Origin of the sequence: Edaphobacter sp. 12200R-103 (assembly GCF_010093025.1) — a bacterium.
In the GTDB taxonomy this organism is placed as follows: domain Bacteria; phylum Acidobacteriota; class Terriglobia; order Terriglobales; family Acidobacteriaceae; genus Edaphobacter.
Window position 1 is genome coordinate 528,406 of the sequence record NZ_CP048114.1, and the last position, 12,850, is coordinate 541,255.

Below are 12,850 nucleotides of genomic sequence, written 5' to 3' on the forward strand. Positions count from 1 at the left end.
CTCAACCGCGTGTGCGAGCGGTTGCGATGGTGCGGAATTTGCTAAATGGGGCGATATTTTGCGCAATGTGCGCAATCCTCTGCAATTTTTTGTAATCCGGATCGGCCTTCTTTCCTGACAAGACTGGGATGTTGGCATGAATAACGCACAATTGCGGACTATCGTCTTTGGCCCTTGATTTGCAATTCCTCAGTGTGTGGAGAGAGGATGCGCATACATTTGTTGCTATCGCGAGTTGCGGCAGTTGTTTTGATCTCTGGCTCGACGTGTTTTTACGCGCAGAGCGTTGTCGCTACCGCTAAGCATAAAGGTCCCCATTTATTGGGAAGCAACATACCAACCGGTTCGGTGCCTGAATCGACTGTGACAGCGGAGTCTTCAAAGTTTGCGTTGGGCCCCGCGGATGTCATCCACATTGCGGTCTGGAAGAATTCTGAACTCACGCAGACGGTGACGATCGGGCCGGACGGGTTCATTTCGCTGCCGCTGCTGGGGGATCTGCACGTAGCCGGGATGACGGCGAGCCAGCTTGCCGAAGATCTACAGACAAAGCTCAGTAGCTATTTGGTTAACGCGCGGGTAACGGTAAGTCTGGTGGAGATCCGCAGCCGCCAGGTGTTTGTGACCGGTCAGGTTGGTAAGCCTGGGGGGTATCCGCTGGTGGCGCCGATCTCGGTTCTGCAGTTGATTGCGCAGGCTGGAGGTCTGAACACCTTCGCCCACCGAAAGGATATTGTGATCCTGCGTGCTGCGGGCGATCAAGTGCAGAAGTTGAAGTTCAACTATAACAATGCGGTGCGGGGTGATGCGAAGCAGAATATCACCCTTCAGCCGGGCGATACGGTGATTGTTCCTTAGGGCCAGCGACGTGATGCGTAGAGCCGTCCAATTCGGATTTGTGGTTGCATTGCTAGGGGGATGGCGTCCTCTGGCGCTACTGGCGCAGGAGTCAGTAGCGACGTCTGGCGACACGCAGACGCAGCAGACAGTGAACAATGAGCTCACTCAGGCGGGGTCCAGGGATGATCCGAGTTCGAGAAGCGAAGATGCAACTTCAGTGAGCCCACAGAAAGAGGAGCCGGTGTATGCGGGATCTCTGAACGGTTCGGGACTAATTGCGATGGACGAGAGCGCAGAGAAGCACCTCCTGTTCTCGATGACGACGGGAGGGGGATGGGACACGAACCCGGGCAACATGGAGAAGGCTTCGTCGTCGGGGGTGTACAGTCTGAGCCCTTACCTGGGTTATAGGATGGCTACACAACGATCACAGTTAATTGTGCAGTATCAGCCGACGTTTCTTGGATATAACTCAGAGGTATATGCGCGCCAGAGCCTGCACCGGGCGTCCGGGTCGATGCTGTTTACGCAGAGCGAGCGTCTGACCTGGAAGGTCGATGCGTTCGGAAACTATGGGCCGAACGGCACCCGGCTATTGTCATCGTCACAGGCGGTTGCGGTGGGCGAAGTTCCGGGGACAAGCGGAGCATCGTCGGCATCGTATCTGGGAAACTCGAGCAATCTGACCTATGTCGCCGGATCGGTGAGTGCGGCTTATAGGCTTTCAGAACAGGATACGATCGCGGTTACTGGAACGAATGCCTATAGCCGGACGAGCGATCTTAACCAACAGGGCGGGATTGCAAATCTGCAAGTTGCATATACGCGGGCGGTCTCGGAGACAGTTAGCTGGAATGGTTATGCGCAGGGCGGCCATTTCTACGGCGATCTGGCATATGAGACCTACGGCGCGGGAGGCGGACTCCGCTGGCGCCCACGGGAGCGTACGTCGCTTTCTGTGAGCGTGGGACCCCAGTTCACAACGTGCGACTGTGCAAGTTCCAGGACGGGATTAACGTACAGCGTGAGCTTCGGCACCCGAATCGCTGACAAATGGCAGATGTACGCGCTGACAGACCATCTGCCGACGGTGTCGTACCTGGGGCCTTCGCTGTGGCAACGGAGCGCTTCGAGTGGGGTGCAGTACCAGGTTACGCGGATCGGCGTCATCAGTGCCGACGTCGGATATATCAGCAGCGATACATTGAAGGCGGTCAGCTCGTACCGGGGAATCTCGTGGGGAGTGAACTATGGTTTCCATCTACCTCACGGACTTGCAGTGTTGTACACCTACCGGGGATATGCCACGAACACTGGCGGCGCGGAGACGAACCGCAATCTCGCCCAGGCATCGATCACCTGGACGTATCGCGGGGGAGAGGTCTTTCAGGGAAGGTAAGGAACGGTGACGATGCAGGACGAGGAACTGAATCCGGGGGGGGCCAACTCATTTACGCCGAAACAGGCGTTCGCCGCGTTTCGCCGGCATGTTCACACGATGGTGCCGATGGGTTTGTTGCTACTTGCGGCCGGTATCGTGATCGTGTCAATGATGCCAAACGTCTATCGTGCGTCGACTACGATTCTGGTTGACCCACAGAAGATTCCGGAGCGCTACGTAGCATCGACGATCACGACGGACCTGAATGCGCGTCTGAACACCCTGACACAGCAAGTCTTGAGCGCAAGTCGCCTGCAAGAGATTATCGACAGGAACGATCTCTACCCCAAAATGAGGCAGAAGGCCTCGCGGGAAGAGGTGATCGACTACATGCGGTCGAAGACGAAGATCGACATCAAGGCGGCCTCGGAGGACCAGGGACTCAGCAGTTTCAGCATTACGTACGAGAGTGAGAACCGTGACCTGGTTGCGAAGGTGACCAACCAGTTGGCGGAGAGTTTTATTGCCTGGAATCTAAATGCGCGGGAGTTGCAGGCGCAGGGAACCAAGCAGTTTCTTTCGGGCGAACTGGACGAGGCGAAGAAGAGCCTCGAGGAGCAGGAGAGCGCCCTTCAGGCATACCGGCTGCAACACGCAGGCGCGACTCCCGACGCGCTGACGGGAAATCTGCAGGCTCTATCGCGCCTGCAAGCGGAGAGTCAGGCGAACGAAGACGCGATTGGCCGGCTGGATCAGGAACGGATCCTGCTGACGCAGACGAAGTCGAGCGACCCGCGAGGGATGCCGTTGACGGAACGAGACCGGTTGGTCCAGGAGCGTCGGCGTCTGGAGGGTGATCTGTCGAGGTTGAGGCAGCAGTTCACGGATTCGTATCCGGATGTGATTACGGTCAAGGAGCAGATCAAGGAGATCAATGCACGCCTCGCGACAATGCCAGAGTCGTTGGCTGGAATCTCAGAGCCGATGGACACGAATACGAAGGTGAGGCTGGCCCTCATCGAGAAAGAGCTGGAGCGTCGTCATCAGCATAAAGCAGGCCTGCAGCAGCAGATTCAGTCGTTTCAAGGCAAGGTGGATTCGGTTCCGGTGCTTGAGACACGGCTGGCAGAGCTGACACGGAATTACGAAGTGTCACGGCAGAACTATCAGTCGCTGCTGGACAAGACGCTGTCGGCAGGTATGTCGGAAGAACTGGAGAAGAAACAGCAGGCTGAACGATTTACCGTGCTCGACGCGGCAAAGACCCCAGAGAAGCCAGTGAAGCCCGCGCGAGCTATCCTGTTTTCCGTAGTCATTGTGGCAGCGCTGCTGTTTCCGCTTGGTACTGTGCTGGTGAAGGAGCTTTTGAGTGGAGCAATTCGCGGTGAGGCGGAGCTGAAAGAGATGCTCACGCCGGGCATTCCTGTTCTAGGAACTATACCGCCGATCCAAAGCAAGTTGGATTTCCGACGTGAATGGTGGCTTCGCGTTCGGACAAGCCTTTTACTGCTGCTCACCTGTACCGCTCTTGCAATATTTCTTTTGAAGGTGAGGCCGGTTTTATGAGCGCTATTCTTGGGACACAAACGGTGGGCACTGGGCGTTCGGCGTACTTCCCGCGGCCTCGGCTTGTGGAACGCAAGCGACTGACGGTGCAGCCGGACGGCAACTCCCGGCTGGTATACCTGACCGACCCAGAGGGACTGGCTGTTGAAAGTTATCGTCTATTGCGACGGCGTCTTTGCACACTGCATCCGGAAGGGGGCGTGGTATTGATGACGAGCCCAGCTCCAGGGGAGGGCAAGACTCTGACTTCGATGAACTTGGCTTGGGCGTTGGCGGAGGCGAACCATGCGACATGCCTGCTCGACCTGGACTTCCGTGCTCCTGGAATGTCGCGTGTACTGGACTACGGTTTCGATGAGGGTGGCGTGGTAGAGGTTCTTGAGGGAGAAGTGGGATTCGATGACGCCTTGCGCCAACTCGGCGATCATCCATTGGATGCGCTAGGGATCAAGAGACGGCTTTCGTCGCCCGGGCACCTGTTCCAATCTACGGCTATGAATCGAATGATTGCTTCACTACGCACGATGTACAAGTGGACGGTACTGGACTTTGCCCCGGTGATCCCCATGGCAGACGTTTCGGAGATGCTGCCTTACGTGGACGGGGCCATTCTGGTGGTGCGGGCGGGAAAGACCGAGAAAAGCATGCTGGAGCCAGCGATGAATGCGATCGGGACAAAGCTGTGGGGTGTGGTGGTCAATGACTGTACGATCAACGGAAGCGCGTACTACGGCGATTACGGTAAGAGGCGATAGCTGGCAGTACGTATGCAAACTTCTGAAGGCGTGCATAGTGTTTGCAAAGAGTTGTCAGAGCTGATGCGATCTCAGTTGAGTTGCACGATTGTGCATGATGGCGACCGGTTTGCTGCTTGCATGAGTTGTGGGTGGCGACCACGCGATGAAGTTACCTATCTATTGAAGTATTTAGACTTGGGGGGCGTGCGCGATGACCGCTGAGAGCGTCGGCTCCTGGAGAAGGTACATCGGCTTCGCCAACTAAAGTCTCACGATCGCCTCGGTTATTCTTCTACGCTGGCATTTCAATTGCTAATCGTTTCAATAGTTAATAGGGGCAGTGCGAAGGCCGACAGGACGGTTCGGTGAAGGAGCAGGATAAATCGTCCCGGAAACCTATGGACGGGGGCATGAGTCGGACCGGCATGAGTCGGGGATGCCTTCTTTCCTTGTAACTGAGAGTGAATTTATTCAAAAGCCGTCTGGCCGCAGACGGCGTGCAAGGACGATATCGATGTCTACTCAAAAATCCGATCTGCTCGCCTGGAGTCAGGAAGCCGAGTACGATACGCGCACGGATATTACGTTCGACCTGGAACAGGAATCTGTTATCTCGGAGGCGGCATTTCTCCGGATGCTGCGGTTGGAAAGGCGTCGAACGGAGCGTTCGGAGCGGTCGTTCATGCTTGTGCTGGTGCATTGCGGTGAGTTCAGCACAAAGGCGGAACGGATCCTCCTTGAGGATGTAGTTGTCGCGCTGACCGGAGCAACGCGGGAGACGGATTTGCTCGGGTGGTATGAGACCGGGTCAACGCTGGGTCTTCTGATGACGGAGATCGGCGAACCGAATACAACGACAGTCGAAAAGATTACGCATAAGATCCGCCACGCGGTCGAACGTGAAATTGTTGCCGAGGAATATCGTAAGTTGACATTTCAGTTTCGTCTCTTTCCCCAGGACGTACAAACGGGAATTGGGGAGGATGGCCAACATGTCCACTATCCAGATATCTTCCGGCCATCTATGCGGCGGGTGGGCGGGGGAACGAACGGAAGATTCGGCCGATTTCTGAAGCGCGGGATGGACCTTGTGGGTAGCCTCTTTGCGCTGATGGTCTTCATGCCGCTCTGCGTGACGATCGCAGTGATCGTAAAGCTCACCTCGAAAGGGCCTGTTCTGTTTTGCCAAAAGAGGATGGGGCAATACGGGAGGGAATTCAACTTCTACAAGTTCCGCACAATGTACACGGGGAATGACCCGCGTATTCATCAGGAGTATGTCTCTCGTCTGATTTCTGGGGATCTTGGGAAGTCGGAAGGCGTCTTCAAGATGACAAATGATCCCAGGATCACTCCGATCGGTCGATTTTTAAGGAAGAGCAGCCTGGATGAATTGCCTCAGTTCTTCAATGTGCTGAAAGGCGATATGTCGTTGGTCGGTCCTCGTCCGCCCCTCATGTACGAGTTTGAACGCTACCAGACATGGCATCGGCGGCGGGTGTTTGAGATTAAGCCGGGTCTGACTGGTCTGTGGCAGGTAACGGGGCGCTCGCGTACGACGTTCGATGAAATGGTGAGGATGGACCTTCGCTATGCGGTGGAGCGTTCGTTCTGGTTTGACGTCAAGATTCTTCTGCGGACCCCGGCTGCGATGTTCTCTGGACGCGGGGCCTGCTGAATGGAGACAGTAGCGACAGATGAAAGCGGTGCGTGCAGGCTAGGACGTTGGAGAAGAGAACACGGAGAGGCCAGATTCTGAAGCCGTCGTCGCTACTCGTACGACTTTCGAGGATGTGCCCGTCAACTTGGCGAAGGGAAGGTTGTGGGCGTCGGCGCCGCTGCAGCCCCTCTTCGGGGGAATTGCATGGATTTATCGATCATCATCGTTAACTGGAACTCGAAGGCGTATCTGAGGTTGTGTCTTGCCAGCCTGAGAGAGCATGTAAAAGACGTGCGCTACGAGGTGATCGTGATTGACAATGCTTCTTTCGACGGCGCATCGGAGATGGTAGCGAGCGAATTTCCCGATGTGGTGTTCCTCCAATCTGCCGAGAACTTAGGTTTCGCGCGGGCGAACAATCTGGCGTTTGCGCAAAGTTGTGCGCAGCACGTGCTCTTTCTGAATCCGGACACAGAGATCAGAGGGAGTGCGGTTTCGGCGTTGATGCAGGCTCTCGATACGCTGCCGGATGCCGGGATCGTCGGCGCGCGCCTGCTAAACACCGACGGTTCGCTGCAGACGACATGCATTACGGCGCTGCCGTCGATCGTGAACCAGGCGCTTGCGTCGAACCTTCTGCGGCGGCGTTTTCCTCGACTGCGGCTTTGGGGAATGGGGCCGCTGTACAACACAGAGGCGATGGCCGCTGAAGTAGAGGCGATCGCCGGGGCGTGCATGATGGCGAAGCGTGAGCTGATCGAGAGGGTCGACTGCTTTACGACGGAGTTCTTCATGTACTCAGAGGATATGGACCTCTGCATTAAGGCGCGCAAAGCAGGGTCGCGGATTTACTACGTTCCGGACGCAGTGATTGTGCATCACGGAGGCAGGAGCAGTGACACGCATGAGGACAGCAACTTTAGTTCGGTGATGCAATGCGAGTCACTGGTCAAGTTCTTTCAGAGGCACCGGGGCGCAAACTACGCGCGTATGTATCGCGTGACTACTGCGGTGATGTCGGCAAGCAGGATGGCTTTGATCGTGCCCCTGTTTCCGGTGACTGTGATGCTGAAAGGGTATCGGAGATGGTCCAGGATGGCGGGCAAGTGGTCGGCGATCCTGATGTGGTCGCTTGGTTTCAGTGAACGGTAGAGGGTAGGCGACGATGGCATTTATAGCATGCTTGCAGATCGGAATTGCGTTTGCGCTGTGGCGTGCTGGGCGCCGGAGGCTCGAGGACGCACTGCCATTGTTCTGCTTTTTCATTGTGCTGATGCCATTGGAGTCGAAGCTGGTTATCCCGGGGCTGTTTGATGTCAACACCATGCGCGTCTCTTTGATGACGATGACGTGGATGTTCTTCTCGAAGCCAAGACGAAATCACGGGCCGAAGTTGCCACTTGCTCCATTGATGGCGGCGCATGTCATGTGGGCGCTTTTGTCGACGGCGTACTCGCTGTCGTTTGTCGTGAGCATCAAGCAGTTGTTATCGCAGGTTGTGGAGTTTTACCTGATGTACTACATCCTTGCGAAGACGTTGACGAAGATGGAGACCGTGCACCGCATGTTGTATGCGATGTTGCTGGCGATGGGCCTCTGCTGCGTCTTCTCAACCCTCGAGGTCTTTGCGTCGTGGAGCGTGCTGCGTATCTTTCCGGCGAGCAACTGGATTACGTACAACGGTGGGCTGGACCCGCTCTATACCGAACTTGGGCGGGGGCTGCGTGTGCGAGGGACGTTTCCGCACCCGATCCTGTTTGGTGATGCTCTGGCGATCAGCATTGTGCTGTGTCTTTATCTACTGGGATTCTGGGCGCGAGGGCGACAGCGAGTGGTGCTGTGGTCGATCCTGATGCTGATGTTCTGGTCAATCTATAAGACACAGAGCCGCGGGCCGTGGCTGGCGACGGTGGTTTGTTGCATGCTGATGTTCTTCATGGTGAAAAAGGCGGTGCGGCGTTATCTGCTGACCGCGGCTGCGATGGCGCTGATTGTGCTGGTAGTGCGGCCGGGGGTGTGGCAATCGATCGATGCGCTGTACCAGGCAACGACAGATCCGACTCAACCGGTGGGCACATCATATCTATATCGTCACGCGCTGATGGAATCGATCGAGCAGTCGGTGGCAAAGGAGCCAGCGCGTGTGCTTCTGGGATACGGTCTGGGAACGTTTCGCGTGCTTGGGCTTGAGGTAGATTTTCTCGGACAGAAGAAGATCTGGTACACCTGCGACAACAACTGGGCTGCGTTCCTCTACGAGACCGGGTACGTTGGATTGATCCTGATCATGCTTCTGTTGTTCTGGCCGATGTTTCTCGCGCTGCGGAATTATTGGATATTAGGGCCGCCGGAGGGGACACTTAGCGGAGTTCTGTTTATTACGATGGCCGGGTTCTACTTTCTCCTGATCAGTGTTGCAGCGTACAGTTGGGGGCAGCAGGGCTACATGAACTGGATACTGATCTCGATCTCGGTGAGCCTTCCGCGGATACGCGCCCTTAGATTGTGGGCGGCCAAAAAGCGGCGGCTAGAGTCGGAGGCGCGACAGTCGTTTGAGATCGGATCAGAGCGGGAAATGCCGGTACCAGTTATTGTTTGAAAGCGCCGTTTTCAGGAGCGAGCGACCGCAGGCTTCAGCGATGATTCGGATGGAGTGGTGAGCGCACGGCGAAAGGCCTGATCGACGGCGTTGCCGGCGTCGTCCCATGAGGTGCCGTGAACACTGGCGGCAGCGCGTTGCGAGAGCGCGTCGAAGTGGGGATTGATAACGATGGACGCGAGTGCATCAGCGAGAGCCTGCGGGTGCGGTGCGGCGTAGTGGACGCATGAGTTGTCGAGAACAATGCGGTTCTGCTCCGCGTCGTTAACGACTGGAATGCAACCGGCGGCTAGCATCTCGTGGGGAACAAGTGAGACATTGGTAAGCGAGAGAGAGAGACCCGCGCTGCACTGGTTATAAATGATATTAAGGTGCTGTGGCGTAATGTGGCCGTGGTCAATGAAACGAAAGGGTAGCTTTCCGACCCTTTCTCCGTAAAAGTGGATCTCAATCTCCGGATGGCGTGCAGCAAACAGTTCGAGGGCCATGATGCCGAGCTCAAAGCCGCGACGGGTAGCTTCGCGGCGAGCATAAAAGACGATACCGGAACGGCGTGAGGTATTGGTGCGTTGGTAAATGGAGGTATCGCAACCGAAGTCAAAGGAGTCAGCGGGCATCTGGAACTCGGTTGAGAGCTTGTGCGCGAGCCAGCGTCCTGCAGTGATGGCGTGGAAGCCCATGCGGTAAGTATTTTCAGCGAGAAGACTGATGGCGCCAGTGGGAAAGAAGAGGGGCTCGTAGTCTTGAACGAAGTAGAAGCGTTTTCCGCTGCAGCGCGCATTGAAGACGGGGTACGCGGTGGACCATGCAGTGGCGACCACAGCATGAGCGTCTTCCATCTCGCGATCGATGGAGTCGACGATGCCATGAAATCCGTAAAAGCTGCGTACGATGGAGGCGTAGTGCTGGTGGTCGGCGCGATAGAGATTATAGAAGTAAATCCGGTTAGTATAACCGTGGGCCTCAAGGTAACGGATGATACGGAAGATGGTGGTGTGTCCGCCGGAGCCGGGGCCTGCGGGAACCATGACCCAGTTGATGATCGGCCGCTGTCCGGGTGCGAGATGGAGAAAAGGATAGTGCGGCGGATGCGCGAGGTCTGCGGCGAGGACGTCTTTGCGTCCGACGGGGAGCGGGAAGTCCTTGGGAAGAAGGGACTCGGCGAGCTTTCTGCGGACGCGGTCGAGGATGGCTTCCGCGTTGTTTTCGAGCAGCAGAGCGCGGAGCTGGCGTCCGCGGTATTGGAGTTGGCGCAGTGCTCTGGACATCGCTAAATTCCCTCTCGGAGCATGCGTGTCCGTTTGATTTTCCGCTCGATCCAGCGCAACGATGCTGGGATGATGAAGAGCTGAGTGCGATAGCAGAGTGTGGAACCAAGCCGTTTACGTCGTTCGAGCGCTGCGTATTCTGGCAGGCGGCGATAGTCGGGCCACGCCTGGGTGGCGAAAGTGACAAGCTCTTCGACGTTAGCCTCACTAAGCCGATTGTGATCGTAGGCGCGGCAAGCGTCCCAGAGCGACTCTCGGGCGAGCGTGCGGTTGACAGTCTGTTGCATCTCGGCGATGCCTGGAAGATGCTGATGGTGCTGAGCGAAGAGGTCGAAGGCTGCCTTACGATGAACGATGTCAAGCAGGCTGGTCTTGTATTTTGTTCGCTGCATGCTGGAAGGATGGACGCGGTAGTAGGCCTGAACGTGGTGAAGGTAGGCGATGTCGGATATGGCTGCAATACGGAGCCACATCTCGAGATCTCCACTATGTGGCAGTTCTTTGCGATAGCCGCCTACAGCCTTGTGCACAGAACCTCTGACAACGACCTCTGGTGAGGTAATGACATTGTTTCCCGCTTGTAGGCGCTTGTTAAGCCAGTCGCTGCCGCGGTAACGGGTGAAGCGAGTACCGGGTGGTTCGGCGGATACCGTGGCAAGTTGGGCTTCGTCGTGAAAGTGGACGGTGCGGCCGTAGACCATACCGACGGAGGGATCGTCTTCCATGACGGAGACGGCACGGGCGAGTGCACCGGGTGCAAGCATGTCATCGGCAGAGAGCAGCACGACGTAGCTGGACGAAGACCAGTCGAGGATGCCTTCGTTGTAGGTGGCGATGTGTCCTTTGTTGGTGTCGTGACGCCGGAAGGTAACGGCCTCATGCTGTGTGGCGAGATGTTGACCTACTGCGGCCGAGTCGTCCGGGGAACTGTCGTCGATGATGAGAATTCGCACGTCCACGCCCAGCTGTGAGAGCACGCTGTTCACGCAACCCGGAAGAAAGTGCCCGTAGTTGTAGCAGGGAATGACAACGTCTACCGTTGGGAGAGAGCGCGAGACTGGATGTCCCGAATGAATTGGTGCGAGTTCTATCGTTGGTTGTGTCATCGTGCGATCTGGGAATCGAGTGAAGGAAGGACAGTTGCTGATGCAAACTGTCCCCTCCCCGGGTAAGGTCTGAGAGTATTAGCCTTGTAGGGCTAGTGGACGACTCCCTTCAGGTTGGTGGGAGCTGCGGGAGCTGTAGGAGGAGCGGCTCCTCCGGCATACTGATAGGCGCCACGATTCCAAACGCCACTTGAATCTGGTCGGGAATTACCTGCGAAGTCTACGTTGTAGGGAGCTCCTAGGGTAGCTCCACCGGTCCAGTAAGAGTTCTGACTGGCCAACTGGAAGTTCGCTGATTGCCAATTGACAAACGGATTGGGAGCCCCGGTCGGGATGACAATATCGGTTGAGCTGATGCCCGACTTGGGTGTGCCCGAGTTGAGATAGGTATTGTTGCTTTCAGTGAGAGAGCCTCCGCAGGTCTGGAAATCGATCCTGTCGGAGGGCGTGATGCCATAGAAGAGATTGTTCTTCCATATCCATGTGTCTGGGTTGCCATCACAGTGGGTTCCGAGCGCACCAGCGTAATCGGCGGTGTAATTAACCACGGTGTTTCCTATGAAGGACCAATTCGTGCATCGGTTTCCTGAGTTGATACAGGAGAAGATTCCGTTGGAGGTGCCTGGGCGATTGCTGCCGGCGGTACGCCAGAGCGCATTGTTGTAGATATTGATGTTGGTAGACTGACAGCCTGTGAGGCAAACCCAAATGCCTGTGCCCTGGATGTCTTGAATGATGTTTGAATGGAAGTCGACATTAGAGATATTGACTTCGCTGTACCATAGCTGACCGTGACATGTGGCAGAGGACATGTTCTGGCGAATGTAGCTGTTCTGCACGGTGAAGGCAGTGGTCCATGGAACCTTGAAAAAGTCGCAGCCAGTGTCGTGGAAGTACGCGTGATCGACGAGGAAATTGTCGCAAGCTCCACGGCAGCGAATCTCTTCTTCGGACTGTGCACCATTATTGGCATCGCCACCTCCAAGAATCTCGAAGTAGCGAATGGTCCAGGAGGAAGTACGATGTTGGCCATCGTTGTTGTTGGCGCCTATATCGAAGTCGCTGTCCTGGCCTTGGCTTGCGGTGATCTTAAGGCCGCAGTCGGAGGCGGAGGTGGCGGCTGTAGGCGCTATGCCACAGCCCGTGACAGTGGTTTTTCCGTTGCCATCGAGGATAAGGTAGCCGGGCTGGGGGGTGCTGGTCCCGCCGTAGAACTCACCCCAGTTTGCCTGGCCGGCGCCCATCGTGCTCGGGTTCCATCCGGAAGAGATGTCGTTAGTGCAGCCGTCTGATGCTCTGCCGTAGTCGTAGGACTGTGCTTTTTTTATGGTGATGGTTGTAGTGCCTGAGTTTGGCGTGGAGAAGGTGTATTTGCCATAGTCGCCATCGGCAAGATAGTAGACATCGCCACGTGTCAGTGTCCTGGGGAGATTGTTCATGCGATTTGCCCAGTTCGATCCTGATCCATCCCCGGCCCCGGTGGGGCCGACGGCATGACAGGCTGCGAGGCTACGACCGGCGATAAAGGTACAAAAGAGAAAAAGGGCCACTAGGAAACGATTTTGCATGGATGGATTTCTCCTGCGAGCGGCCTCCTTACTGCGAGCATTTGGGAGGAGGATGCCATTCCCGGTGTTTTGAATATATCGCATGCAGATGACGGGCCTCGTGTGTCGAAAATGGAGCATTTCCC

10 protein-coding genes are annotated in these 12,850 nt (G+C 56.3%); 7 read left to right on the top strand and 3 right to left on the bottom strand.

The genetic code is table 11. The annotated features are described in order from the left end of the window. The first annotated feature begins 348 nt into the window (after positions 1 to 348). The 7 genes from GWR55_RS02270 to GWR55_RS02300 all read left to right on the top strand — a co-directional run bounded on the left by GWR55_RS02270 (position 349) and on the right by GWR55_RS02300 (position 8,783). Positions 349 to 858 (top strand): polysaccharide biosynthesis/export family protein, encoded by a 510-nt coding sequence (locus tag GWR55_RS02270; protein ID WP_162400808.1) that lies wholly within the window; start codon positions 349 to 351, stop codon positions 856 to 858. 199 nt (positions 859 to 1,057) lie between these two features. Next, positions 1,058 to 2,239 (top strand): hypothetical protein, encoded by a 1,182-nt coding sequence (locus GWR55_RS02275; protein WP_162400809.1) that lies wholly within the window; start codon positions 1,058 to 1,060, stop codon positions 2,237 to 2,239. A gap of 12 nt (positions 2,240 to 2,251) precedes the next feature. After that, positions 2,252 to 3,787 (top strand): GNVR domain-containing protein, encoded by a 1,536-nt coding sequence (locus GWR55_RS02280; RefSeq protein WP_162400810.1) that lies wholly within the window; start codon positions 2,252 to 2,254, stop codon positions 3,785 to 3,787. Beyond that, on the top strand, positions 3,784 to 4,542 hold the full coding sequence (locus tag GWR55_RS02285; protein WP_162400811.1) for a CpsD/CapB family tyrosine-protein kinase: 759 nt from the start codon (positions 3,784 to 3,786) through the stop codon (positions 4,540 to 4,542). Before GWR55_RS02280 ends, GWR55_RS02285 begins: the two co-directional genes overlap by 4 nt. Before the next feature lie 496 nt (positions 4,543 to 5,038). Beyond that, positions 5,039 to 6,202 carry a sugar transferase gene (locus tag GWR55_RS19045; RefSeq protein WP_202925568.1) on the top strand — a complete coding sequence of 388 codons (1,164 nt, stop codon included), beginning with the start codon at positions 5,039 to 5,041 and terminating at the stop codon, positions 6,200 to 6,202. A 186-nt stretch (positions 6,203 to 6,388) separates the two neighbouring features. Then, positions 6,389 to 7,336 carry a glycosyltransferase family 2 protein gene (locus GWR55_RS02295; RefSeq protein WP_162400812.1) on the top strand — a complete coding sequence of 316 codons (948 nt, stop codon included), beginning with the start codon at positions 6,389 to 6,391 and terminating at the stop codon, positions 7,334 to 7,336. Positions 7,337 to 7,457: 121 nt separating this feature from the next. Beyond that, on the top strand, positions 7,458 to 8,783 hold the full coding sequence (locus GWR55_RS02300) for an O-antigen ligase (RefSeq protein WP_162400813.1): 1,326 nt from the start codon (positions 7,458 to 7,460) through the stop codon (positions 8,781 to 8,783). 11 nt (positions 8,784 to 8,794) lie between these two features. Here GWR55_RS02300 and GWR55_RS02305 read toward each other — a convergent pair whose 3' ends face one another. The 3 genes from GWR55_RS02305 to GWR55_RS02315 all read right to left on the bottom strand — a co-directional run bounded on the left by GWR55_RS02305 (position 8,795) and on the right by GWR55_RS02315 (position 12,725). Beyond that, positions 8,795 to 10,051 carry a glycosyltransferase family 4 protein gene (locus GWR55_RS02305; RefSeq protein ID WP_162400814.1) on the bottom strand — a complete coding sequence of 419 codons (1,257 nt, stop codon included), beginning with the start codon at positions 10,049 to 10,051 and terminating at the stop codon, positions 8,795 to 8,797. A gap of 2 nt (positions 10,052 to 10,053) precedes the next feature. Beyond that, positions 10,054 to 11,157, bottom strand: a complete 1,104-nt coding sequence (locus tag GWR55_RS02310; RefSeq protein WP_162400815.1) for a glycosyltransferase — start codon at positions 11,155 to 11,157, stop codon at positions 10,054 to 10,056. Between the two features lie 92 nt (positions 11,158 to 11,249). Then, positions 11,250 to 12,725: a hypothetical protein gene (locus GWR55_RS02315; protein WP_162400816.1), complete on the bottom strand. Its 1,476-nt coding sequence runs from the start codon at positions 12,723 to 12,725 to the stop codon at positions 11,250 to 11,252. Between the last annotated feature and the right edge of the window lie 125 nt (positions 12,726 to 12,850).